At 62.9% G+C, this 23,792-nt stretch carries 19 protein-coding genes; 13 read left to right on the forward strand and 6 right to left on the reverse strand.

The window, feature by feature from the left end; genetic code table 11:
- Positions 1 to 2: 2 nt before the first annotated feature.
- Positions 3 to 980: a DUF2333 family protein gene (locus AC07OJ_RS18340; protein ID WP_371322043.1), complete on the reverse strand. Its 978-nt coding sequence runs from the start codon at positions 978 to 980 to the stop codon at positions 3 to 5.
- Positions 981 to 1,367: 387 nt separating this feature from the next.
- Here AC07OJ_RS18340 and AC07OJ_RS18345 point away from each other — a divergent pair, with 387 nt between their 5' ends.
- The 13 genes from AC07OJ_RS18345 to AC07OJ_RS18405 all read left to right on the forward strand — a co-directional run bounded on the left by AC07OJ_RS18345 (position 1,368) and on the right by AC07OJ_RS18405 (position 18,409).
- Positions 1,368 to 3,038 carry a diguanylate cyclase gene (locus AC07OJ_RS18345; RefSeq protein WP_495094954.1) on the forward strand — a complete coding sequence of 557 codons (1,671 nt, stop codon included), beginning with the start codon at positions 1,368 to 1,370 and terminating at the stop codon, positions 3,036 to 3,038.
- A gap of 53 nt (positions 3,039 to 3,091) precedes the next feature.
- The gene (locus AC07OJ_RS18350; protein ID WP_495094955.1) at positions 3,092 to 5,053 is read left to right on the forward strand and encodes a methyl-accepting chemotaxis protein; all 1,962 of its coding nucleotides are present in this window, start codon (positions 3,092 to 3,094) and stop codon (positions 5,051 to 5,053) included.
- 263 nt (positions 5,054 to 5,316) lie between these two features.
- Positions 5,317 to 5,772 carry a type II 3-dehydroquinate dehydratase gene (gene aroQ / locus AC07OJ_RS18355; RefSeq protein WP_012721999.1) on the forward strand — a complete coding sequence of 152 codons (456 nt, stop codon included), beginning with the start codon at positions 5,317 to 5,319 and terminating at the stop codon, positions 5,770 to 5,772.
- 24 nt (positions 5,773 to 5,796) lie between these two features.
- On the forward strand, positions 5,797 to 6,261 hold the full coding sequence (gene accB, locus AC07OJ_RS18360; protein ID WP_065900279.1) for an acetyl-CoA carboxylase biotin carboxyl carrier protein: 465 nt from the start codon (positions 5,797 to 5,799) through the stop codon (positions 6,259 to 6,261).
- A 17-nt stretch (positions 6,262 to 6,278) separates the two neighbouring features.
- Complete coding sequence (gene accC / locus AC07OJ_RS18365; protein ID WP_065900276.1) at positions 6,279 to 7,640, forward strand: acetyl-CoA carboxylase biotin carboxylase subunit; 1,362 nt, start codon at positions 6,279 to 6,281, stop codon at positions 7,638 to 7,640.
- 293 nt (positions 7,641 to 7,933) lie between these two features.
- Positions 7,934 to 8,812 carry a 50S ribosomal protein L11 methyltransferase gene (gene prmA / locus AC07OJ_RS18370; protein ID WP_282397054.1) on the forward strand — a complete coding sequence of 293 codons (879 nt, stop codon included), beginning with the start codon at positions 7,934 to 7,936 and terminating at the stop codon, positions 8,810 to 8,812.
- A 30-nt stretch (positions 8,813 to 8,842) separates the two neighbouring features.
- Positions 8,843 to 10,069, forward strand: a complete 1,227-nt coding sequence (locus AC07OJ_RS18375; protein WP_495094956.1) for a DUF3426 domain-containing protein — start codon at positions 8,843 to 8,845, stop codon at positions 10,067 to 10,069.
- 185 nt (positions 10,070 to 10,254) lie between these two features.
- Positions 10,255 to 11,268, forward strand: a complete 1,014-nt coding sequence (gene dusB, locus AC07OJ_RS18380; RefSeq protein ID WP_016976994.1) for a tRNA dihydrouridine synthase DusB — start codon at positions 10,255 to 10,257, stop codon at positions 11,266 to 11,268.
- Positions 11,265 to 11,585 carry a DNA-binding transcriptional regulator Fis gene (fis, locus tag AC07OJ_RS18385; protein ID WP_002555375.1) on the forward strand — a complete coding sequence of 107 codons (321 nt, stop codon included), beginning with the start codon at positions 11,265 to 11,267 and terminating at the stop codon, positions 11,583 to 11,585. The genes dusB and fis overlap by 4 nt, the downstream gene beginning before the upstream one ends.
- 82 nt (positions 11,586 to 11,667) lie before the next feature.
- Positions 11,668 to 13,275 carry a bifunctional phosphoribosylaminoimidazolecarboxamide formyltransferase/IMP cyclohydrolase gene (gene purH, locus AC07OJ_RS18390; protein WP_065900272.1) on the forward strand — a complete coding sequence of 536 codons (1,608 nt, stop codon included), beginning with the start codon at positions 11,668 to 11,670 and terminating at the stop codon, positions 13,273 to 13,275.
- Between the two features lie 177 nt (positions 13,276 to 13,452).
- Complete coding sequence (purD, locus tag AC07OJ_RS18395) at positions 13,453 to 14,745, forward strand: phosphoribosylamine--glycine ligase (RefSeq protein WP_065900269.1); 1,293 nt, start codon at positions 13,453 to 13,455, stop codon at positions 14,743 to 14,745.
- Between the two features lie 101 nt (positions 14,746 to 14,846).
- Positions 14,847 to 17,618: a hybrid sensor histidine kinase/response regulator gene (locus tag AC07OJ_RS18400; protein WP_120447534.1), complete on the forward strand. Its 2,772-nt coding sequence runs from the start codon at positions 14,847 to 14,849 to the stop codon at positions 17,616 to 17,618.
- A 194-nt stretch (positions 17,619 to 17,812) separates the two neighbouring features.
- Entirely contained in the window at positions 17,813 to 18,409 is a 597-nt protein-coding gene (locus AC07OJ_RS18405; protein ID WP_003217330.1) for a MarC family protein, read from the forward strand.
- Here the strand turns inward: AC07OJ_RS18405 and AC07OJ_RS18410 are convergent.
- The 5 genes from AC07OJ_RS18410 to cobG all read right to left on the reverse strand — a co-directional run bounded on the left by AC07OJ_RS18410 (position 18,406) and on the right by cobG (position 23,754).
- Positions 18,406 to 19,185, reverse strand: a complete 780-nt coding sequence (locus tag AC07OJ_RS18410; RefSeq protein ID WP_065900265.1) for a hypothetical protein — start codon at positions 19,183 to 19,185, stop codon at positions 18,406 to 18,408. The two genes, AC07OJ_RS18405 and AC07OJ_RS18410, sit on opposite strands and share 4 nt — an antisense overlap.
- Positions 19,186 to 19,420: 235 nt before the next feature.
- Complete coding sequence (gene cobJ, locus AC07OJ_RS18415) at positions 19,421 to 21,058, reverse strand: precorrin-3B C(17)-methyltransferase (RefSeq protein ID WP_495094957.1); 1,638 nt, start codon at positions 21,056 to 21,058, stop codon at positions 19,421 to 19,423.
- Positions 21,058 to 21,789 carry a precorrin-2 C(20)-methyltransferase gene (locus AC07OJ_RS18420; RefSeq protein WP_495094958.1) on the reverse strand — a complete coding sequence of 244 codons (732 nt, stop codon included), beginning with the start codon at positions 21,787 to 21,789 and terminating at the stop codon, positions 21,058 to 21,060. The genes cobJ and AC07OJ_RS18420 overlap by 1 nt, the downstream gene beginning before the upstream one ends.
- The gene (locus AC07OJ_RS18425; protein ID WP_495006891.1) at positions 21,789 to 22,415 is read right to left on the reverse strand and encodes a precorrin-8X methylmutase; all 627 of its coding nucleotides are present in this window, start codon (positions 22,413 to 22,415) and stop codon (positions 21,789 to 21,791) included. The genes AC07OJ_RS18420 and AC07OJ_RS18425 overlap by 1 nt, the downstream gene beginning before the upstream one ends.
- Positions 22,408 to 23,754 carry a precorrin-3B synthase gene (gene cobG / locus AC07OJ_RS18430; RefSeq protein ID WP_495094959.1) on the reverse strand — a complete coding sequence of 449 codons (1,347 nt, stop codon included), beginning with the start codon at positions 23,752 to 23,754 and terminating at the stop codon, positions 22,408 to 22,410. Before cobG ends, AC07OJ_RS18425 begins: the two co-directional genes overlap by 8 nt.
- Between the last annotated feature and the right edge of the window lie 38 nt (positions 23,755 to 23,792).

Here is a 23,792-nt window from a genome sequence, read left to right on the forward strand (position 1 = left end):
CATCAACCCTGGTTGAGCAGTTGACGCAAGTCGATCACCGCCGCGTTGGCCCGGGAAATGTAGTTGGCCATGACCAGCGAATGGTTGGCCAGCACGCCGAAGCCGCTGCCGTTGAGGATCATCGGGCTCCAGACAGGCTCTTGCGAGGCCTCCAGTTCACGAATGATCTGGCGCACGCTGACGGTGGCGTTTTTCTTGGCCAGGACGTCGGCAAAATCGACTTCGATAGCACGCAGCAGGTGGGACAGGGCCCACGCCTGACCACGCGCCTCGTAGAACACGTTGTCGATCTGCATCCACGGGGTTTCGACCACTTCTTCGTCGACCTGTGGCACTTCACCCGGCGCCAGCGCTTCGGTTTTCAGGGCAGTGTTCAACTTGACCCGGCCGACGCTGGCCGACAGGCGTTGCGACAGCGAGCCCAGGCGGGTAGCGACATCGCCCAGCCAGTTGTTCAGGTTGTCGGCTCGCGCATAAAACAGCGCGCCTTTCTGGTTAGGGTCCGACAGGCGCGCCTCGTAGCGGCTCAGGGAATTGATGCCTTCCTGGTATTCCGACTCACTGGATGGCAGCACCCAGCTCTTGTTGTCGAAGTTGAAGCGCGGCTCGGCCTTGGCCAAGTCAGCGTCTTCCGCCGATTGCGACTGGGAACGGGCGAAGTCTTTACGCAGGGCGCGGGTCAGGTCGCGTACCTGCACCAGCACGCCGTATTCCCAGCTGGGCATGTTGTCCATCCACAGGCCCGGCGGGAAGCGGTCGTTGGAAATGTAGCCACCCGGCTTGTTCAGCAGGGTGCCGACCACGGTCTTGAGGGTTTCGACGGTGGTGAAGCCCACCACCATCTGCTTGCCGTCTTTTTCAGCGGCAATCTGCGCATTTTGCTGGACCGGGAACAGCGCCGGCTCTTCGCTCCAGTACCAACCCAGGGCACCGGTGACCAACAGGTACAGGCCGAGCACGCTCAGCACGGCGCGGCTCATCAGCACCGTGCGAAAATAGCTGCGGTTGGCCGACTTGGGCTCAGGGGCGGGGCCTTTGGCACTGCCTGCACGGTTTTTCCAGTCCAGCATGGCGATATCCTTTCAATCACTTGAGTTCATGCACTTCAATGGTCCGGGTGCGTTCAAACACTCCGACCACAACCCTACCCCATCGTGCCCGCCGGTGCGGTGCTTTTAATCAAACGGGGGACGAGGAAGGTTCGACTATAAAGGATGCAGGTTTTTTACGCTGCGCGACCATCGGGTCAATAACTGAATACCCGGGACACGCAGTTAATTGACATATGACACTCATCCCATGGAAAAGAGGTGCTAGCATAGAGCCATCAGTCGACCTCAGCATGCACCCTAACTAGTAGTCAGGATATGACCGAGCCAGAAGACCCCAGCCGTGAGCGTCTCAAGCAGCATTTTGCCCAGCGGGTAATTCATCAGGCACGTCAAATTCTTGAGATCTGGCAGCGCCTGCAACGCAGCGAATGGTCGGGCGCCGACCTGTCCGAACTCAGCGAAGCCAACCTGCGCCTGCTGCGCTTTGCCGAGCGTTTCGAACAGCCGGAACACAGCCAGCTCGCCGTGCACATCGGCGAATCCCTCAAGGCGGTGGACGAAAACCGTGGCCGCCTGAGCAGCCACCTGATCACCGAACTCAACCGCCTGATGCAGCGCCTGTCCCGCACCGGACTGCGCCAGGGCGACCAGCTCGAGCAAACGTTCCTGCCGCCGATGCGCAAGCCGATCTACGTGATGCTCGCCGATCACGACCGCGCCGAACGCCTGGCCAAGCAGCTGGAATTCTTCGGCATGAGCGCGCAGTCGCTGGACAGCGTGGCAGCCTTTCGCGCCGCCATGGCCGAGCGCCTGCCCTCGGCGATCGTGATGGACGTGGACTTCTGCGGCGCCGGCCTGGGCCTCAAGCTCGCCGCCGAAGCCCAGGAAGGCCTGGAGCAAAAGCTGCCGCTGCTGTTTTTCAGCCTGCATGAAACCGACACCCCGACCCGCCTGGCCGCCGTGCGCGCCGGGGGCCAGGAGTTCCTCACCGGAACACTGGAGGCGTCCAGCCTGCTGGAAAAAATCGAAGTGCTCACCTGCGTCGCCCAGTACGAACCGTATAAAGTGCTGATCATCGATGACTCGCGGGCCCAGGCACTGCACACCGAGCGGCTGCTCAACAGTGCCGGCATCGTCACGCGCACCCTGATCGAGCCGATCCAGGCCATGGCCGAGCTGGCGGATTTCCAGCCCGACCTGATCATCCTCGACATGTACATGCCCGCCTGCACCGGTACCGAACTGGCTAAGGTGATTCGCCACAACGACCGCTACGTCAGCGTCCCGATCATCTACCTGTCAGCCGAAGACGATCTCGACAAGCAACTGGACGCCATGAGCGAAGGCGGCGACGACTTCCTCACCAAGCCGATCAAGCCGCGCCACCTGATCACCACCGTGCGCAACCGCGCCGCCCGTGCGCGCAACCTCAAGGCGCGGATGGTGCGCGACAGCCTGACCGGCCTGTACAACCACACTCACATCCTGCAATTGCTCGAAGACTGCAGCTTCCGTGCGCGCCGCGAGAACAAGCCGCTGAGCTTTGCCATGCTCGACATCGACCACTTCAAGCGGGTCAATGACAGCCACGGGCATCCCATGGGCGACCGCGTGATCAAGAGCCTGGCGCTGTTTCTCAAACAGCGCCTGCGCAAGACCGACTATATCGGGCGCTATGGCGGTGAAGAGTTCGCCATCGTGATGCCCGACACCGACCTGGAGTCGGCCTGCAGGGTGCTGGATGAAATTCGCGGGCGCTTTGCCGAAATCCACTACCCGGCCCAGCCGCAGGATTTGTGGTGCACCTTCAGCGCCGGGCTGGTGGAGCTGTGCGACGGTTCCGACAGCCTGATGATGGCCGCCCAGGCCGACGAGGCGCTGTACCGCGCCAAGGACGCCGGGCGCAACCGCGTACAAGCGGCGCGCACGTCAAAGCAAAGTGCCATCCTTTCACCGGAATCGACTGATTCCGTCATAACTCTGTAACGCAAACGCAATAACTTCAGGCACTTACCTTTTGCTGTCGGTTGAAACCCCGCATGCGCCTGAAGCTGCTGACCAATCTCAATACCCTCCTCTTGGTGGCTGTGTGCCTGGCCCTCGGGGCCACGCTCTGGTGGTCGCAACGCGCGCTGGAGCGTCCCTATCTATTGATGGAACGCTACCTGGGCCTGTCGCAGACCTTTCAGAATGAAGCCGCGCGCAATATCGACGACTACCTGGCCAGCGGCGATGCCCTGCGCCTGAGCAGCGCCAGCCAGAGCCTGGAAAACCTGCTGCAGCACCTGGATGAACTGCCCGCCGACCTCGCGCAGAACCTGCGCCCCAGCCTGGTGGACCTGGATACCTTCAGCAAGACTGACCTGCTGGCTGCCGGCAAGCTGGCCGGCGACCCGCAAGCGCTGTTACTGCAAGCCGAACGCGAACTGGGCGCGAACCTGGAGCAACTGGGTCAATACGCCCTGAGCGTCAATTCGCCGCAAGCCGCGCGTTACCTGCCGCCGTTGCTGGCCGCGTCCCAGCACTTGGGCAAACTGTCCCTGGCCCGCGACAAGCTGGTGAGCAGCGGGCGCGCGGAACTGGCCGATGATGTGGAGCGTGAAGTCGGCAATATCCGCAGCCAGGCCGACCTGCTGGAGCCGTTGCCATTGCTCGGCGTCAAGGCCAGCGCCGATTCCAGCGCCGACGACTTTTCTGCCTTGATGGGCCTGGAGAACACCGAGAAGACCGAGACCCAGGACACCGGTGTCGACCTCAAGCGCGAACTCAACAGCCTGCTCACCCGCTACCCCGGCGAACTCAAGCGCACCCGCGAACAGATCCAGCAACGCACCGACCTGGCCGCAAGCACCCACCTGAAAATCGCCGCCGTACAGCAGGCCATTGCCAGCCTGGAGCCGGTAGTGCGCGCGCAACATGCCCAGATCCAGGGCGAAGTGCGCCTGATGCAAGGCGTGATGATCGGCCTGATCCTGCTGATTGCCCTGCTGATCGATACCCTGCAACGGCGCCTGGCACGGGTGCTGACCAACCTGGCGCCGGCCCTGTCGACCTGGGCCGAAGGTGACTTCAGCCAGCCGATTGCCTTGGGCAAGACCAACCGCGAGCTGCACGATATCGAAGCCTCCCTCAACCGCTTGCGCGCGTATCTGGTCGACCTGGTGGGCACCATTCGCGGGAATGCCGAAGAGGTCGCCGGCAGCAGCCGGGCCCTCGCCGAGTTGAGCAGCGGCCTGCACGACGGCGCTGAACGCCAGGCCGGGGACACCGCGCAGATCCGCGATTCGCTCGGCGAGCTGGAGGCAACCATCCAGCAAGTCGCCGGGGATGCCAGCCAGGCGGCCGGGGCCAGCCGCAGTGCGGGCCAGGCGGTGGAGCAAGGCCAGCGCGTGATCGGCCTGAGCCTGAACGGGCTGCACGCGCTGGTGGGTGAAGTGCAGCAGAACGCGCAGATGATCGAAAAACTCGCCGAAGAATCCGCCACCATCGGCGGCGTACTCACGGTGATCCGCTCGATTGCCGACCAGACCAACCTGCTGGCGCTCAACGCCGCCATCGAGGCCGCCCGTGCAGGTGAAGCCGGGCGCGGGTTTGCGGTGGTCGCCGACGAAGTGCGCTCCCTGGCCCAGCGCACCGCCGGCGCCACCGCTGAAATCCAGGGCCTGATCGCCGGCCTGCAAAGCGCCGCCCACCAATCGGTGCAAGGCATGCGCGCCCAGGTCGAACACGCCGAAGCCACCGCCCAGCAGGCCCAGGCGGCAGATGGTGCGCTGGATGAAATCGTCGGCGCGATCCAGACCATTGCCGACACCGCCGTGCGCATCGCCGATGTGACCGCGCAGCAGAGTGGCGCCGTCAGTGAGATTCGCGACAACAGCGAGCGGATCCACCAGTTGGGCGAGGACAATCTGCTGCGCATCGGCCAGGGCCGCAGCCAGGGCGAACACCTGCTGGTGCTGGGCGGGCAGCTCAATACGGCGGTCCAGGCGTTTCGCGTCTGACCGGACTCAACGTGGGTTGCGACCCAATGTGGGGAGCTGGCTTGCCTGCGATGGCGGTGAACCAGGCGACATCTCCCTGTGCTGACACACCGCTATTGCAGGCAAGCCAGCTCCCACACTGACCGAACTCGCCGTCACAGTCACAAATTTCGCGCTATCCTCGGTAATCGTGCTGGCTACTGCATAGAACTGGACAGTCACAAAGGCTTTGCGGCATAGTCGCCGGGTTCTGCCGTACCCACATCAATAACAAGGAACAGCCGATGGCGACCTTACTGGTTCTTCACGGACCCAACCTGAACCTGCTCGGCACCCGCGAACCGGGCGTCTACGGGGCAGTCACCCTGGACCAGATCAACCTCGACCTGGAACGACGGGCGCGTGAAGCCGGCCACCATTTGCTCTACCTGCAAAGCAATGCCGAGTACGAACTGATTGATCGTATCCATGCCGCGCGCGGCGAAGGCGTGGACTTTATTCTGATCAATCCCGCCGCTTTTACGCATACAAGCGTTGCATTACGTGACGCGCTGCTGGCGGTGAGCATCCCATTCATCGAAGTGCACTTGTCGAACGTGCACAAACGCGAACCTTTCCGCCATCACTCCTACTTCTCCGACGTAGCGGTAGGAGTGATCTGCGGCCTTGGCGCCAGCGGTTACCGACTGGCCCTGGAGGCCGCCCTGGAACAGCTTGAACAACCGGCCAAGCGCCCCTGACCGACCCTTGGGAGTTGATGATTCATGGATATCCGTAAAGTTAAGAAACTGATCGAACTGCTGGAAGAATCCGGTATCGACGAGCTGGAAATCAAGGAAGGCGAAGAGTCCGTACGGATCAGCCGTCACAGCAAGACCCCGGCCCAGCAGTTCTACGCGCCACAAATGCAAGCGCCGGCTCCGGCCGCTGCTGCTCCGGCCGCCGCACCTGCCGCCGCCGCTGCGCCAGCAGCACCTGCTGCGCCAGTGCTGAACGGCTTCGTGGTCAAGTCGCCAATGGTCGGTACCTTCTACCGCACCCCGGCACCGACCTCGCCAGCCTTCGTTGAAGTCGGCGCAACCGTGAAAGTGGGCGACACCATCTGCATCGTCGAAGCGATGAAAATGATGAACCACATCACCGCTGAAAAAGCCGGCGTCATCGAATCCATCCTGGTAGAAAACGGTCAGCCGGTTGAGTACGACCAGCCGCTGTTCACCATCGTTTGAACCGCGGAGCGCCTTCGATGTTGAAACCTGCGAAGAAACTGCAAAAAGTCCTGATCGCCAACCGCGGCGAGATCGCGCTGCGTATCCTGCGCGCCTGTAAGGAAGAGGGCATCAAGACCGTCGCTGTTTACTCGACGGCCGATACCGAATTGATGCACGTGAAACTGGCGGACGAAAGCATCTGCATCGGCCCGCCACTGGCCACGAACTCGTACCTGAAAGTCTCGAACATCATCGCCGCGGCAGAAGTGACCGGCGCTGACGGCATCCACCCGGGCTACGGCTTCCTCGCGGAAAACGCCGATTTCGCCGAACAGGTGGAAAAATCCGGGTTTGCCTTCATCGGCCCGAAAGCCGAAACCATTCGCCTGATGGGCGACAAGGTCTCGGCCAAGGACGCGATGATCGCTGCTGGCGTGCCAACCGTTCCAGGTTCCGACGGCCCACTGCCTGAAGACGAGGCCACCGCCCTGCGCATTGGTCGCGAAGTCGGTTACCCGGTGATCATCAAGGCCGCCGGTGGCGGTGGTGGTCGCGGCATGCGCGTGGTGCACAAGGAAGAAGACCTGATCGAAGCCGCCAAGCAGACCCGCTCCGAAGCGGGCGCCTGGTTCGGCAACCCGATGGTCTACCTGGAGAAGTACCTGACCAACCCACGTCACGTGGAAGTGCAGGTATTGTCCGACGGCCAGGGCCACGCCATCCACCTGGGCGACCGCGATTGCTCGCTGCAGCGCCGTCACCAGAAGGTACTGGAAGAAGCTCCGGCACCGGGCCTGGATGAAAAAGCTCGCCAGGAAGTACTGGCTCGCTGCGTCAAGGCGTGCATCGACATCAACTACCGTGGCGCCGGTACCTTCGAGTTCCTCTACGAGAACGGTCGTTTCTACTTCATCGAGATGAACACTCGCGTGCAGGTAGAGCACCCGGTTTCGGAGATGGTCACCGGTATCGACATCGTCAAGGAGATGCTCAGCATCGCCGCCGGCAACCCGCTGTCCTTTACCCAGGACGACGTGAAGATGCACGGCCACTCCCTGGAGTGCCGCATCAACGCCGAAGACCCGAAGACCTTTATCCCAAGCCCTGGCCTGGTCAAGCATTTCCACGCGCCCGGCGGCAACGGCGTCCGTGTGGATTCGCACCTGTACAGCGGCTACAAGGTTCCGTCCAACTACGACTCGCTGATCGGCAAGCTGATCACATGGGGCGCGACCCGCGACGAGGCCATGGCCCGTATGCGTAACGCCCTGGACGAAATCGTGGTCGACGGCATCAAGACCAACATCCCGCTGCACCGGGAACTGGTCCGTGATGAAGGCTTCTGCGAAGGTGGTGTGAACATTCACTACCTGGAACACAAGCTGGCCAACCAGTAAGTGCTCCACCCAACAAAGCCGCCTTCGGGCGGCTTTGTTGTTTGTGAGCCCTGTGAAATTGGCTCTTGTGGCGAGGGGGCTTGTCCCCCGTTGGGCTGCGCAGCAGCCCCGAAACCTGATCTTGCGATTGACTTGCAGAAATCCGGCGACCTCATGGGGCTGCTACGCAGCCCAACGGGGGACAAGCCCCCTCGCCACAACAAGCTCCCTCGCCACAGGTCATGCTCTCGCGTAAACTTGCGCGCTTTCGCGACCCAGCAGTCGCACATTCATTTTATTCAAAGGTGCCCGCCATGCCTTGGCTGCAAGTCCGTCTCGCCATCAGCCCAGAACAAGCCGAAACCTACGAAGACGCTTTCCTCGAAGTGGGCGCCGTCTCGGTGACCTTCATGGACGCCGAAGACCAGCCGATCTTCGAACCCGAACTCAATACCACCCCGCTGTGGTCCCACACCCATCTGCTGGCCCTGTTCGAAGACGGCACCGATGCCGCCGCCGTGCTGGCCCATATGGAACTGCTCACCGGCGGCCCGCTGCCCGAGCACCACAGCGAAGTCATCGAAGACCAGGACTGGGAACGCAGCTGGATGGATAACTTCCAGCCGATGCGGTTCGGCCAGCGCCTGTGGATCGTGCCGAGCTGGCACGCCGCGCCGGAGCCGGACGCAGTCAACCTGCTGCTTGATCCGGGCCTGGCCTTCGGCACCGGCACCCACCCCACCACCGCGCTGTGCCTGGAATGGCTGGACGGCCAGGACCTGACCGACAGCCACGTGCTGGACTTCGGCTGCGGCTCGGGGATCCTGGCGATTGCCGCCCTGCTGCTGGGCGCCAAGGAAGCCGTCGGCACCGACATCGACGTGCAGGCCCTGGAAGCCTCGCGCGACAACGCCGGGCGCAACCACATTCCCGAAGATAAATTCCCACTCTATCTGCCCGAGCAATTGCCCCAGGTGCAGGCCGACGTGCTGGTGGCGAACATCCTCGCCGGCCCGCTGGTTTCCCTGGCGCCGCAGCTGTCGAGCCTGGTCAAGCCGGGCGGCCGCCTGGCGCTGTCGGGCATCCTTGCCGAGCAGGGTGAGGACGTGGCCGCTGCCTACACCAAGGATTTCGAGCTGGATCCGATCGCCAACCGTGATGGCTGGGTACGCATCAGCGGTCGTCGGCGCTAGAATGAGCGCTTGCCTGAATCGGATGGCCGCATGACCGACAGTTTCGTCACCCAGTGCCCGCATTGCCAAGCACGCTTTCGCGTTAACCACGCTCAATTGAGCGTGGCCCGCGGCGTGGTGCGCTGCGGCTCGTGCCTGCAGGTATTCAATGCGGCACGCCAGCTGCTGGAGCAGCGCGCCCAGCAGACGCCGGCACCGGAACCGGTCGAGCCAGCCGCAGAGGCCCCGCGGGCGATCAGCCAGAAACAGTGGACCGCCGAAGAACTGGACCTGGACAACCTCGACCTCGACGTGGAGTTGGCCAAGCTGGAACGCCGCGAGATTCAGCATACGCAGCCCTCGGGCGCGGAGCGTCGCCAGGGCGGTTCCGACCGTCGGCAAAAGGAAGAGGCTCTCAGCGCCAGCCGCGATACGGTCAAGGCCGAGGAAGAAAAGTGGGCGGCCAGCCTGTTCAGCGAACCACCGGAAGAACGCGTCCAGGTCGTCGAAGCCCCTGAACCGACCAAGGCACCTGCGACCCGGCAGCGCACCGAACCGTCGATGTCGTTCCACACCGACGATATCGACGACGAACCGCCGCTGCGCTCGACACTCGAGGATGACGAACTCGATCCCCCCGTCACGCCCGTTATCGAGGCAGTCGAGGAACCGGAACCCGAAGAACGCCCGCAACCTCGACGTAAACGCCCTCGCCCGTCCACCGGCGTTCACGACGATGTCCTGCAGGACCTCGAAGACGACCCACTGCACCTCTACGCGCAAAAACGTGCGTCGGGTTGGGGCCGCCGCCTGCTCTGGCTGTTGCTGGTGCTGATCGCCGCCGCCGGCCTCGCCGGCCAATACATCGCCTACCAATTCGACGACCTGGCCCGCCAGGACGCCTACCGCCCATGGTTCCAGCAACTGTGCCCCACCCTGGGCTGCACGGTGCCGTCACGGGTCGATATCGCCCACATCAAGAGCAGCAACCTGGTGGTACGCAGCCACCCGGAATTCGCCGGGGCGCTGGTGGTGGATGCAATCATCTATAACCGCGCGACCTTCTCCCAGCCCTTCCCGCTGCTGGAGCTGCGTTTTGCCGATTTGAACGGCAGCCTGATCGCCAGTCGTCGGTTCAAGCCCGCCGAATACCTCAGCGGTGAGTTGGCCGGCGTGAGCGAAATGCCATCACAGACGCCGATCCATATCTCCCTGGATATCCTCGATCCGGGCAATAAAGCCGTGAATTACAGCCTGAGCTTTCATTCGCCCGAGTGAATCGGTTCATGCACCGAGGCTTGACGGCAGATTCTTGACTAGGCGCCGGGCAACCAAACCGGCGGCGATAAAGAAATTGCTGTTCAGATTTTATCCAATTCAGCCTTTATCCAGTCATCGAGAGCGGGTATCATGCCAACCCTTTTTCGAACTCTAATGATCCGGCCCCACAACAGGGAAGTCCTATGTCGGCGGTACGCATCGGCCCATACACATTGCAGAACGGCTTGATCCTCGCTCCTATGGCGGGCGTCACCGACCAGCCCTTTCGTCAGCTGTGCAAGCGTTTGGGCGCGGGTCTAGTAGTCTCGGAAATGGTCACCAGCGACATGAGCTTGTGGAACACCCGCAAATCGCGGATGCGCATGATCCACGAAGGTGATCCCGAGCCCCGCTCGGTACAGATCGCCGGCGGTGATGCGCAGATGCTGGCGGATGCGGCCCGGGCCAACGTGGAGTTGGGCGCACAGATCATTGATATCAACATGGGCTGCCCGGCCAAGAAGGTCTGCAACAAGGCCGCCGGTTCCGCCTTGTTGAAGGATGAGCAGTTGGTCGCCGAGATCCTGCAGGCCGTTGTCGCCGCAGTGGATGTGCCGGTCACCCTGAAGATCCGTACCGGCTGGGACCGGGACAACAAGAATGGCCTGACGGTGGCGAAGATCGCCGAACAGGCGGGCATTACAGCGCTGGCGGTGCATGGCCGCACCCGCGCCGATCTGTACACCGGTGAAGCCGAGTACGACACCATTGCCGCGATCAAGCAGGCGGTGTCGATGCCGGTCTTTGCCAATGGCGATATCGACTCAGCCGAGAAAGCCCGGCGCGTGCTGCACGCTACCGGTGCCGATGGCCTGTTGATTGGCCGGGCCGCCCAGGGGCGGCCGTGGATTTTTCGTGAGATCGAGCATTTTCTGCGTACCGGCGAAGTCTTGCCGGCACCGGAGTTGATCGAGGTGGAACGTATTCTGCTAGAGCATCTGGCCGCCCTGCACGCCTTCTATGGAGACGTGATGGGAGTACGCATTGCTCGCAAGCATGTCGGCTGGTATCTCGCAACCTTGCCGGGCGCCAGGGAGTTTCGCGCCCACTTCAATCGTTTGGATGATACGGAAGCACAGTGCGCCAACGTTCGTGAGTTCTTCAGCGAGCGTTACAAGAGCCTGGGGACAGGGGACGGAGAGGGGGTGGCCGCATGACGATGATGACCGAGACTTTAGTGAGTGGAACAACACCCGTGAGCGACAACGTCAATTTGAAACAGCACCTCAACACGCCGAGCGAAGAAGGCCAGACCCTTCGCGGGAGTGTCGAGAAGGCGCTGCACAATTATTTCGCCCACCTTGAGGGCGCTTCCGTCACGGACGTGTACAACCTGGTGCTCTCCGAAGTCGAGGCGCCCTTGCTCGAAAGCGTGATGAACTACGTCAAGGGCAACCAGACCAAAGCCAGTGAGCTGCTGGGCCTCAACCGTGGCACCTTGCGCAAAAAGCTCAAACAATACGATTTGCTGTAAGCATTCAATCAAACCAGAAAGGCGCCCGCGTAAAAACGGTCGCCTTTTTTGCTGACTTCCTTTGCTTTTGATGGAAATTGAAATGACCGACCAGACTACCCGCCTGCCGATCCGCCGCGCCTTGATCAGTGTCTCCGACAAGACCGGGATCCTCGAATTTGCCCGGGAGCTGGAAGCCCTTGGCGTGGAAATCCTCTCCACGGGCGGGACCTTCAAACTGCTGCAGGACAACGGCGTGGCCGCAGTAGAAGTGGCGGACTACACCGGTTTCGCAGAAATGATGGACGGTCGGGTCAAGACCCTGCACCCGAAGATCCACGGCGGTATCCTCGGCCGTCGCGGTACCGACGACGCCATCATGAGCGAGCACGGCATCAAGCCGATCGATCTGGTAGCCGTCAACCTGTACCCGTTCGAAGCCACCATCAACAAGCCAGGCTGCGACCTGCCGACCGCCATCGAAAACATCGATATCGGCGGCCCGACCATGGTTCGCTCGGCAGCCAAGAACCACAAAGACGTGGCCATCGTGGTCAACGCCAGCGACTACGCCCAAGTGCTCGAGAGCCTGAAAGCCGGCGGCCTGACCTACGCCCAGCGCTTCGACCTGATGCTTAAGGCGTTCGAACACACCGCCGCCTACGACGGCATGATCGCCAACTACATGGGCACCGTGAACCAGGCGGCTGAAACCCTCAGCACCGAAGGCCGTAGCCAGTTCCCGCGCACCTTCAACAGCCAGTTCATCAAGGCCCAGGAAATGCGCTACGGCGAGAACCCGCACCAGAGCGCGGCGTTCTACGTGGAGGCCAAGCCGGCCGAAGTGGGCATCGCCACCGCGACCCAGCTGCAAGGCAAGGAGCTGTCCTACAACAACGTGGCCGACACCGACGCCGCGCTTGAGTGCGTGAAGAGCTTCGTCAAGCCAGCCTGCGTAATCGTCAAGCACGCCAACCCGTGCGGCGTGGCCGTGAGCCCGGACGCTGAAGGCGGCATCCGCCAGGCGTACGAACTGGCCTACGCGACCGACACCGAATCCGCATTCGGCGGCATCATCGCGTTCAACCGCGAACTGGACGCCGAGACCGCTAAAGCCATCGTCGAGCGTCAGTTCGTCGAAGTGATCATCGCCCCTTCCGTCAGCGAAGAAGCCCGCGCCATCGTGGCAGCCAAGGCCAACGTGCGCCTGCTGGCCTGCGGCGAGTGGTCGGCTGAACGTGCCGCTGCCTGGGACTACAAGCGCGTCAACGGCGGCTTGCTGGTACAGAGCCGCGACATCGGCATGATCGGCAGCCAGGACCTGAAAGTGGTGACCAAGCGCGCACCGACCGAGCAAGAGATCAACGACCTGATCTTCGCCTGGAAAGTGGCCAAGTACGTTAAATCCAACGCCATCGTCTACGCCAAGAACCGCCAGACCATCGGTGTCGGCGCTGGCCAGATGAGCCGCGTGAACTCGGCGCGTATCGCCGCGATCAAGGCCGAACACGCCGGTTTGCAGGTGGTCGGTTCGGTGATGGCATCCGACGCGTTCTTCCCGTTCCGCGATGGCCTGGACAACGCCGCGAAAGCCGGTGTGACCGCGGTGATCCAACCGGGCGGTTCGATGCGTGACGCCGAAGTCATCGCGGCGGCAGACGAAGCCGGCATCGCCATGGTCTTCACTGGCATGCGCCACTTCCGCCACTGATCCACTGCCGTGAAGCGGCAAGGTTCAAGCTGCAAGCAGCACGTAAAAGCACAGCTGCCTCGCTTTTGCTGCTGGTTGTAGCCTCTAAAATTCATAGCTGCAGGCTGCCTTCAGAGCGATACAGATTGCTCTCAACGTGCAGCTTGCAGCTTGTAACTTCCTTCGAAGGAGTCTGACTTGAACGTCCTCATCATTGGCAGCGGTGGCCGTGAACACGCCCTGGCCTGGAAAGTTGCCCAGGACCCTCGCGTCCAGAAAGTATTCGTCGCCCCCGGCAACGCCGGCACCGCCATCGAAGCCAAGTGCGAGAACGTCGCTATCGACGTGCTGGCGCTCGAGCAACTGGCGGATTTCGCTGAAAAGAACGTCTCCCTGACCATCGTCGGTCCGGAAGTGCCGTTGGTGGCTGGCGTCGTCGACCTGTTCCGCAGTCGTGGCCTGGATTGCTTCGGCCCTACCGCCGGCGCGGCCCAACTGGAAGGTTCCAAGGCGTTCACCAAGGATTTCCTGGCACGCCACAAGATCCCGACCGCCGACTACCAGAACTTCACCGAGATCGAGCCGGCCCTGGCTTACTTGCGTGAAAAAGGTGCGCCGATCGTGATCAAGGCCGACGGCCTGGCCGCTGGCAAAGGCGTGATCGTCGCCATGACCCTGCAGGAAGCCGAAGACGCCGTGCGCGACATGCTCGCCGGCAACGCCTTTGGTGACGCGGGTTCGCGCGTGGTCATCGAGGAATTCCTCGACGGCGAAGAAGCCAGCTTCATCGTGATGGTCGACGGCAAGAATGTGCTGCCGATGGCCACCAGCCAGGACCACAAACGCGTCGGCAACGGCGACAGCGGCCCGAACACGGGGGGCATGGGTGCCTACTCCCCTGCCCCGGTGGTCACCGCCGACGTGCACAAGCGCGTCATGGACCTGGTGATCTGGCCCACCGTGCGCGGCATGGCCGATGAAGGCAATGTGTACACCGGTTTCCTCTACGCCGGCCTGATGATCGACAAAGCCGGTAACCCGAAAGTCATCGAGTTCAACTGCCGCTTCGGTGATCCGGAAACCCAACCGGTGATGCTGCGCCTGCAATCGAGCCTGGTGCTGCTGGTCGAAGCCGCATTGGCCCAGGCCCTGGACAAGGTCGAAGCGCAATGGGATCCACGCCCGAGCGTCGGCATTGTGCTGGCAGCCGGTGGCTACCCTGCCGACTACGCCAAGGGTGATGTGATTGAAGGCCTGGACGCTGCTGCTACGCTGGAAGGCAAAGTGTTCCACGCGGGCACCGCGCTCAAGGATGGCAAGGTTGTCACTGCGGGTGGCCGCGTGTTGTGCGCCACCGCGATGGGCGCCAGTGTCGACGCCGCGCAGCAACAGGCGTACAAGCTGGCCGCAAAAATCGACTGGAAAGGCTGCTTCTACCGCACTGATATCGGCTATCGCGCCATCGCGCGGGAGCGCGGCGAGCACTCGTAAGTCGCTATCCGTTCGGTTAGGTAAGGGCCTCTGGCCCTTGCCGTACTCATGCCACCCCGCGCATAGTTAACCCGTGCATCAACCTACGAAGGGATTTCGCCGTGCGCTGGCTCAGGATCGCCATAGGTTTCACTGTCAGCCTGCTGACACTGCTCTGCTTGTTCCCGGCCCAGGCCGCCGCGCAAGGCAGTGGCTGGGCAGTATTGCTTGATGAACAGGCCGATCTGCAGCTGAGCGACATCCGCTCTTCACGCTACACCAATCAATTCAGCCCCATTGAACTGGACCGCATTACCGCCGCGGAACCGGACGGTGCACTGTGGGTACGTTTCAAGCTGCAACCCGGCAAGCACGAGCAAGTGCTGCGGGTATTCGCGCCCGACCTGTCGCACCTGAGCCTCTACGTGCTGGACGGCGACACACTGGTCGAACAACAAAGCACCGGCACGCGCCAGCCCCAGGCAGAACGCCCGCTGCCCAGCAGTGACTTCATGCTGCCGATGCCCCAGAGCCAGAAGCCTCTGGATGTCTATCTGCGCCTGGTCTCCGAACACGAACTACGCCCCTATATCACCCTGGAACCGGCCGTGCTCGCCGCCGCCGACCAGACCCAGACGCTGATCTACGGCCTGCTGTTCGGCTGCCTGCTGATGCTGATCCTGCACAACCTCACGCGCTTCGCCTACCACCGCTCGCGCAGCAGCCTGTGGCTGGCGGCGTGCGAAGTACTGTTGATGCTCAGCCTGGCGCTGCTGCTCAACCTGGTAGGCCCGTGGCTGCCGAACTGGCATGCGATCCAGACCCCGGGCGCCTACCTCGCGCTGCTGCTGACCGCGCCGTGCGGGTTGATGTTTGCCTACCGTTTCTTCATGCCGCTCGGCCCGCATCCGCTGAACAAACTGTTGATGGCCGACATTCTGTTTATCGTGCTGTGCGGCCTGCTGCTGTTGTTCGTCAACACCCTGCCGCTGAACATCATCACCTACGCCCTGGTCGCCCTGGCCGGCTTGAGCATGCTGTTTGTCTCGGCCTGCCACTGGCAGAAAGGCTACCGCCCCGCACGTTTGTTCGTGGCGGCGATGGTGGTGTTCAACATCGGTACGCTGATCATCCTCCCGGCCTTGCTGGGCCTGACCATGGTCTCGCCGCAAGGCCTGATCGTCACACTGCTGGCATTTATCTGCGTCAGTGGCCTGTTGATGAGCCTGGCCCTGGGCGAACGCCAGCGTGCGATTGTCGAGGCGCGTTTCAGCCTCAGCCGTGACCTGGCCGCCAGCAACGCAGAAATCGCGGCCAAGGCCGAGTTCCTGGCGAAAATCAGCCACGAAATCCGCACCCCCATGAACGGCGTGCTGGGCATGACCGAGCTGCTGCTGGGTACGCCGCTGTCGGTGAAACAGCGCGACTACGTGCAAACCATCCACAGCGCCGGCAATGAACTGCTCACGTTGATCAACGAGATCCTCGATATCTCCAAGCTCGAATCCGGACAGATCGAACTGGATGATGTGCAATTCGACCTCAACGCGCTGATCGAAGATTGCCTGAGTATCTTCCGCGCCAAGGCCGAGCAGCAAAACGTCGAGTTGATCAGTTTCATCCAGCCCCAGGTACCGCGCGTGATCAGCGGCGACCCGACGCGCCTGCGCCAGGCGATGCTGAGCCTGCTGGAAAACGCCCTGCAGAAAACCGATGAAGGCGAAGTGCTGATCGTGGTCGCCCTGGATGACCGCAGCACCAAGCCGCGCCTGCGCATTGCCGTCCAGGACAGCGGCCTGCCAATGGAAGCCGCCGAGCGCGACGCCCTGCTGCACAGCGAACTGCACAGCAAGAACTTCCTCTCGGCCACGCGCCTGAGCGGCCACCTGGGCCTGGTGATTGCGCGCCAGCTGATCCTGTTGATGAACGGCGAGTTCGGCATCAAGAGCGGCGCCCAGCAAGGCAGCACCCTGTGGCTGACCTTGCCGCTGGACCCGGAACGCCTCGAACACCCGACCTCCGACCTCGATGGCCCGCTCAAGGGCGCGCGCGTGCTGGTGGTGGACGACAACGACACCTGCCGCAAAGTGCTGGTGCAGCAATGCACCGCCTGGGGCCTGAATGTCAGCGCCGTGCCGTCGGGCAAGGAAGCCCTGGCGCTGCTGCGTACCAAGGCACACCTGCGTGATTACTTCGACGTGGTGCTGCTCGACCAGAACATGCCCGGCATGACCGGCATGCAACTGGCGGCGAAGATCAAGGAAGACCCGAGTCTGAACCACGACATTCTGTTGATCATGCTCACCGGCATCAGCAATGCGCCGAGCAAGATCATCGCGCGCAACTGCGGGATCAAGCGCATTCTCGCCAAGCCCGTGGCGGGCTATACGCTCAAGACCACCCTGGCCGACGAATTGACTCAACGCAGCAAGGGCAACGTCCCGGCGCGCGCGCTGCCCATCGCGCCAGCGCCCGTCACCGTGCCCAGCGACTTCCGCATCCTGGTGGCCGAAGACAACAGCATTTCCACCAAAGTGATCCGTGGCATGCTCGGCAAGCTCAACCTCAACCCGGACACCGCCAGCAACGGCGAGGAAGCACTGGAGGCGATGAAGGCCCAGCGTTACGACCTGGTATTGATGGACTGCGAGATGCCGATCCTCGATGGTTTCTCCGCGACCCAGCAACTGCGCGCGTGGGAAGTCAGCCACCAGCGCATTCGCACACCGGTGGTGGCGCTCACCGCGCATATCCTCTCGGAGCACAAAGAACGTGCACGCCAGGCCGGAATGGACGGCCACATGGCCAAGCCGGTAGAGCTCTCGCAATTGCGCGAGCTGGTGGAGTTCTGGGTCGCGCAGCGTCAACAGCGGCCAGAGCACGCACCTACCTGACCCCTGCATGGCGCAGATCAAAATGTGTGCGGGCTTGCTCGCGAACGCGCTGTATCAGTCAAACATGTATTGGCTGACACGCCGCTTTCGCGAGCAAGCCCGCTCCCACATTGGAGTGTTGTCGCATCACAGATAGCGCTCAGCCACAGGCCTGATAAACTCCCGCTCGCCCTCCTTCGTTGCGAGCTCCCACCATGCTCCACGTGTTGTTCAGCGTTTACCTGAAGATGCTGGTGCTCTACAGCCCGTTCTTCGTGCTGTCCTGCTTTATCAGCCTGACCCGTGGCTACTCCAGCAAGGAGCGCCGGCGCCTGGCCTGGAAAGTGGCTCTCGCCACCCTGGTATCGAGCGTGTTGCTGTACTTGTTCGGCCGGGTGATTTTCAGCGTGTTCGGCATCACCGTGGATGCGTTTCGCATCGGCGCCGGCAGTGTGCTGTTCATTTCCGCCTTGGGCATGGCCCAGGGCAAGTCCGCAGTGCAGACCGACAACGTGCAGCAGGACGTGACGATCGTGCCGCTGACCATCCCCCTCACCGTCGGCCCCGGCACCATCGGCGCGCTGTTGGTGATGGGCGTCAGCCAGCCACACTGGGATGACAAGATCACCGCCATCCTCAGCATTGCCCTGGCCAGCCTCACGGTGGGCGTGGTGCTGTACCTGTCCAACCGGATCGAACGCATTCTCGGTGACCAGGGCTTGCAGATTGTCAGTCGGTTGATGGGGTTGTTCGTGTGCGCCTTGGCCGCGCAAATCATCTTCACCGGCGTACGCGGTTACCTGGTGCCCTAGATCCGGTATTGGGCAATTGCCAGCTGCACCTTGTCGCCGGCGCTTTCGCGCATCAACTGGATGGTTTTTTCGTTGACCACCGAGGTATTCAGCACCAGGCAGGTTTGCCCGCTGAAAGCCTCGGACGACGTACTGTCCCACTCCAGAAACGGCAGGCCCACCTGCTTGCTTACGCCACGGCTGCTGTAGGTCACCAGCACCATCATCACCTCGCCGTCGTTTTCGGCGCAGGACGCCACGCCGAAATCACCGCCCTGATGCAGCGTAGTGTTGCGCTTGAACAGCTCGAAGGAAGCGGGGTGTTGCTTCATGGCCTCCAATGCATCTGCCGCCAACTTGGGCAGCGACGCCAGCAGTGGCCCGGCCAATGAGGTCGAGGCGAGCATGGCGGCGATCAGGTTCAGCACTGCCAATTGCACGGTCAGGCCCTTGCCGGAACTTGAGACCCGCTCGAAGCTGCTGCGCACCGGCAACCAGCCCAGGCTGATCATGACCTTGATGAATTCGTCGTACCAGGCCTCGGTACCCCGGTGCATTTTCAATACATCGCTGACGTAGCTGCTGGCCAGCAGATAGCTTTTACGGATGTACTCCCGGTTGATCCCGGACAGGCCCTCGGCAAACGAAATCACACTATTGTTGACCACCGCCGCATTGCATGGATTGTTCGGGTCGAGGGGCACGGCAGGCGGCTTGCCAGGTGCCCCCGGCAACTTGTAGGCGGCAATCAACTTGCGCCTTTTGCTGCTGTTGATCCTTGCGTGATGTCGCTCCATTTTCAGTTCTCCACAAGCCCCCACATGGGGCATGTGTTCACACTAATCCAGCGGCTGCGCGGCTTGCCAGACGACAAACATCGCTTGCAAGGGCACCGCGCAAAACGCAGCCCAGCAATTACTGGGCATGCGTGCCAGCCTTCGGGTTTTCATCGATAAAAAAAGAAAAAGCCCCGAGTCACCGCAGGTGATTCCCTGGGTCACTCGGAGCTTTCTGGCAGCCGTCGAGGCGTTTTCAGCCGATGGGTTTTTCGCCGTACCAGCGCGGCGTGTACACCCAATCACCGCCACCGGCACGGGGGAAGGTGCAGGTAGTGGACGAGCCGATCAGCACCATGGTGCGCATGTCCACCTGCTCCGGCGTGAGCTGGCCCAGGGTCGTGGTGCGCAGGGTCTGGCCGGGGCGACCGATGTCACGGCCCAGCACCACCGGCGTTTCGGGGGTGCGGTGCAGCGCAACGATTTCCAGGGCGCGCCCCAACTGCCACGGCCGCGAACGCGAGATCGGGTTGTAGAACGCCAGGGCCAGGTCGGCCTGGGACGCGAGGTCCAGGCGCTTTTCGATGATCGACCAGGGCTTGAGGTTGTCCGACAGCGACATCACGCAGAAGTCATGCCCCAACGGCGCACCCGCCTGGGCGGCGGTCGCCAGCGAGGCCGAAACACCGGGCAGGATCTGCAGGTCGACCTGGTGCCACGCGGGGTCGCTGGACTCGTGCAACGCTTCGATCACCGCCGCCGCCATGGCGAAAACACCCGGGTCGCCGGACGATACAACCACCACCGAACGGCCAAGGGCAGCCAGTTCGAAGGCGTGGCGGGCGCGCTGCATTTCTTCACGGTTGTCGGTGCAATGCTGCACCTGATCGTCACGGAACGGCCCGGCCATGCGCACATAGGTTTCATAGCCGAGCACATCGGTGCAGCGCGCGAGTTCGGCCTTCACCGCCGGCACCATCAACTCGGCGGCGCCAGGGCCGAGGCCGATGACAGCAAGGCGGCCACGCACACGACCGACCTGCGACACGTCCAGCGGCTGTTCGGCGACGCTGATAGCGATATCCGCGTCTTGCTCCACGACGGCAAAGCGCAGCGGCACGGCCAATTGCGCCGCCGCTTCGTGCAGCGACACATCGGCCATCTGCGTCTCGCTGGCCAACAGGCAAGCCAGCGATTGCACGGCGATACCCGCTTCGTGCAGCGCGCTGCGCACACGTGCCGCCAGTTGCGGACCCGGTTTGCAGGTGACGCACACGGTCTTCGGATAGATCAGCAATTCATGGGCAGCCGGCGCGCGCTCGGCACTGCCGACGTGAATCGCCAGGCGCGCCTGCTGATCCTGTGGCAGGTTGGCCTCATCCAGCCAGGGCGCCGCCCCCTCAATCCGCACGCTTGCGCCGGCCAGCAGGTCGGACACAAAGCGCTTGCCGAGGTCCAGGTCAGCCAACTCATATCCCGCAGGCGGGTTGAGCAGGCAGGTGCCGAAACGCAGCTCGCCACTGGTGGTGATGGCCGCGGACACCTGCAACGCACTGGCAATTTCACGGGCCATGACATTCACGCCGCCCAGGCCTCCGAGCAGCGGCACCACGGCGCTGCCGTCTTCGGCCACCGCCAGCACGGCGGGTTCTTCACCTTTTTCCAGCAGCAGTGGCGCCAGGGTCCGGATCACGATACCGGCCGCGCACAGCGCGATCAGCGGCGTGCCTTGCTGGTACAACTGGCGCAGGGTCGCGCCGAATTCGCTGTATGCCTGGTCCGCGCCTTCAACCCGTCCGGCCAGGCCGTGGATCAATGCGCCCGGGTAAACCTGCTGGATCCTGCGCGCGGTGGCCAGGCTGCCCTGGCCCAAAATGACAATCGCCGGATTCATCAACCTTGCCACCGTTCACCGGGCACGATGATCAGCGAGAAGTACGGCGAAGACATCGGCTCTACCTGATCCAGCGGCACGATTTTCTGGTTGGCCATGGTCGCGCGCTCCACATACAGCGCGCGCTCGGCCAGGCCGAGTTCTTCGAGCACCTGGCGCACCTTGGGGAAGTTGCGACCCAGCTTCATGATCACCGCCGCGTCGGCATCTGCCAGGCGGCGCTTGAGGTCATCATGGGGCAACACGCCCGAGAGCACCGACAGGCTCTGGTTGCGATACACCAGCGGCGCGCCGAGTACCGAGGCACCGCCGAGCATCGAGCACACGCCGGGAATGACCTGGGCCTCATACCGCTCGGCCAGGCGGTCGTGCAGGTACATGTAGGAGCCGTAGAAGAACGGGTCGCCTTCGCAGATCACCGCCACGTCGCGGCCGGCATCCAGGTGCGCGGCCACGTCGAGGCTGGCAGCGTCGTAGAAGTCGCTGATGACTTGCTCGTACGACAGCGGCGCCGGGAGTATCTCGGTGGTCACCGGGTACACCAGCGGCATCAGGGTCTGCTGCGCGATCAGGTGGTCTTCGATGATGCCGAAGGCGTTGCCCTTCTTGCCCTTGGCCACGAAGTACGCCACCACCGGTGATTCACGCAGCAGGCGCAGGGCCTTGAGGGTGATCAACTCGGGGTCACCGGGGCCCACACCCAGGCCAATCAAACGTCCGCGTACCGGCATTATTCGACCTCCGTGGCCAAGGCGTTCACCGCAGCGGCGGCCATCGCACTGCCGCCCAGGCGGCCTTGCATGATCACGAACGGCACGCCACGGCTGTCGGCGGCCAGCATCGCCTTGGACTCGGCAGCGCCGACAAAACCAACCGGAAAACCAAGGATCAATGCCGGCTTCGGTGCGCCGGCGTCGAGCATTTCCAGCAGGTAGAACAAGGCGGTCGGCGCGTTGCCGATCACCACTACACTGCCTTCCAGGTGTGGACGCCACAGTTCCAGCGCAGCCGCAGAGCGCGTGTTGCCCAGCTCGCGCGCCAACGCCGGCACGCTGTCGTCGCGCAGGGTGCAGATCACGGCATTGTTGGCCGGCAGCCGCGCGCGGGTCACGCCTTCGGAAACCATCCGCGCATCACACAGAATCGGTGCACCGGCGGCCAGTGCATCGCGGCCGGCCTTGCCTGCGCCTTCAGAGAACTGCAGGCCATCGATGGCCTCGACCATGCCGCATGCATGAATCACGCGCACCGCGAGTTTCTCCAGATCAGCCGGGATACGGTCCAATTTGGCTTCCGCGCGAATAATGGCGAAGGAGTTGCGATAGATCTCCTGACCGTCGCGGATGTAATCAATCATCGGTGTTGCTCCGTGGGCGAGCGCGCAGCAGGGCGCCCGCCGCTTCAATAGAAAGAGTGCGCGCGTGCAGCCGGCCGAAACCGGCGTGGGCTGCATCGCGAAAATACAGGTCGTAGTGGCCGGGGCTCACCGCCAGCAAGGTGACCGGCGCCGTGTGCGCGGCGGCGCAGGAACGTGGGCAACCGGACAGGTGCACGCCATGGCCGGGTTGCAAGGCGGCGAGTTGCACCGCGTCGGCCTTGGTGTCGGCCAAGGCCTTGCCGCAGCCGCTGGAGCCGGTGCAGGCAATCATGTGCGCCAGCGGTTGGTCGACCGAGCAGAGGAAGCCCAGCTGCGCCAGGCGTTCGGTCACCGCGTGGGGCTTTTCGATGTTGGGCAACAGCACGCCCTGCCAAGGAGTGAAACGCAGGGTGCCGTCGCCGTACTCACTGGCGAGTTGTGCGGCGCCCTTGAGCATCGTCGCATTCAGGCGACCCAAGGGGGCGATGGCAGCGACGTAGAACTGGTTTTTCTGCGTCTGTGGATAAGTGCCGAGATGCAGCAAGGCACCACTGGGCGGGCGCTTGAAGCCGTCGATTGGCAGCAGCGGCAGATCCAGACGGCTCATTAAGTTATCCACAGGCAGATAGCGCATGCGCGTCTGTTCTGGCGTGGCGAGGTCCAGAAACGCATCCAGCACGGCCACCACCAGTGCATGGCCTTGCGCCAGAGGCACAGCCGCCCGCGGCGCATCCAGCCCCGGACAGCCTGCCAGGCCGAACGCCAGGAGCGTCTCGCCCTTGCGTACGAACGCCGACAGCCACAGGTCATGATGATGCTCGAGCATCGCCAGGGCCTCCCCGCCATCCAGCTGCACGGCGAACTTGGCCGACAACTCATGAAAACGCGGATGGCTTTGCAGGGTGGCCAGGATCTGGTCTGCCAATGGGCGCGTGTCGAACAGCATCTGCGGGTCGATACCCGCGCTGGGGCTGAGCATCAGGTTGCGCACATCGTCGCCGGCGGCATTGCTGGGCCCCAGGCCCGCGGCGAGCAGCAGGGCGATCAAGGCTTGCTGCTCGGCGCCGATCCCACGAATCTGCAGGTTGGCGCGGTTGGTGGCCTCGATCACCCCGCCGGCATAGGCGTGGGCCGCGTCTGCCACAGCGTTGGCCTGGGCCGCCGTGATCGAACCGCCGGCCAGTTTGATCCGGCAAATGCCGCCGTCCAGCGCCTGGACGATACGCAGCAACCCCGGACAAGCCGAGGGGCGCAAGGTATTCAGAGCAGGCGTTGGGTTCACGGGGCTACCGGTTAACGGGTCAAGGCGCGGTATTATGCCTGCTTTGTCCGGCGGCATGAAAAGCCTGCCCGTCGGATGTCGTTCAAGGAATTCAT

It is taken from the genome of Pseudomonas sp. GW821-FHT09C08 (genome assembly GCF_059418125.1).

Excerpts from the sequence above, each read along its gene's own strand:
- AC07OJ_RS18425 (WP_495006891.1), bottom strand. The coding sequence starts at position 22,415 with ATGATTGATTACATCCGCGACGGTCAGGAGATCTATCGCAACTCCTTC.
- cobJ (WP_495094957.1), bottom strand. The coding sequence starts at position 21,058 with ATGAATCCGGCGATTGTCATTTTGGGCCAGGGCAGCCTGGCCACCGCG.
- AC07OJ_RS18350 (WP_495094955.1), top strand. The coding sequence starts at position 3,092 with ATGCGCCTGAAGCTGCTGACCAATCTCAATACCCTCCTCTTGGTGGCT.
- dusB (WP_016976994.1), top strand. The coding sequence starts at position 10,255 with ATGTCGGCGGTACGCATCGGCCCATACACATTGCAGAACGGCTTGATC.
- cobG (WP_495094959.1), bottom strand. The coding sequence starts at position 23,754 with ATGCCGCCGGACAAAGCAGGCATAATACCGCGCCTTGACCCGTTAACC.
- aroQ (WP_012721999.1), top strand. The coding sequence starts at position 5,317 with ATGGCGACCTTACTGGTTCTTCACGGACCCAACCTGAACCTGCTCGGC.
- accB (WP_065900279.1), top strand. The coding sequence starts at position 5,797 with ATGGATATCCGTAAAGTTAAGAAACTGATCGAACTGCTGGAAGAATCC.
- AC07OJ_RS18345 (WP_495094954.1), top strand. The coding sequence starts at position 1,368 with ATGACCGAGCCAGAAGACCCCAGCCGTGAGCGTCTCAAGCAGCATTTT.
- accC (WP_065900276.1), top strand. The coding sequence starts at position 6,279 with ATGTTGAAACCTGCGAAGAAACTGCAAAAAGTCCTGATCGCCAACCGC.
- AC07OJ_RS18405 (WP_003217330.1), top strand. The coding sequence starts at position 17,813 with ATGCTCCACGTGTTGTTCAGCGTTTACCTGAAGATGCTGGTGCTCTAC.
- AC07OJ_RS18375 (WP_495094956.1), top strand. The coding sequence starts at position 8,843 with ATGACCGACAGTTTCGTCACCCAGTGCCCGCATTGCCAAGCACGCTTT.
- AC07OJ_RS18420 (WP_495094958.1), bottom strand. The coding sequence starts at position 21,789 with ATGCCGGTACGCGGACGTTTGATTGGCCTGGGTGTGGGCCCCGGTGAC.
- purH (WP_065900272.1), top strand. The coding sequence starts at position 11,668 with ATGACCGACCAGACTACCCGCCTGCCGATCCGCCGCGCCTTGATCAGT.
- prmA (WP_282397054.1), top strand. The coding sequence starts at position 7,934 with ATGCCTTGGCTGCAAGTCCGTCTCGCCATCAGCCCAGAACAAGCCGAA.
- fis (WP_002555375.1), top strand. The coding sequence starts at position 11,265 with ATGACGATGATGACCGAGACTTTAGTGAGTGGAACAACACCCGTGAGC.
- AC07OJ_RS18410 (WP_065900265.1), bottom strand. The coding sequence starts at position 19,185 with ATGGAGCGACATCACGCAAGGATCAACAGCAGCAAAAGGCGCAAGTTG.
- AC07OJ_RS18340 (WP_371322043.1), bottom strand. The coding sequence starts at position 980 with ATGAGCCGCGCCGTGCTGAGCGTGCTCGGCCTGTACCTGTTGGTCACC.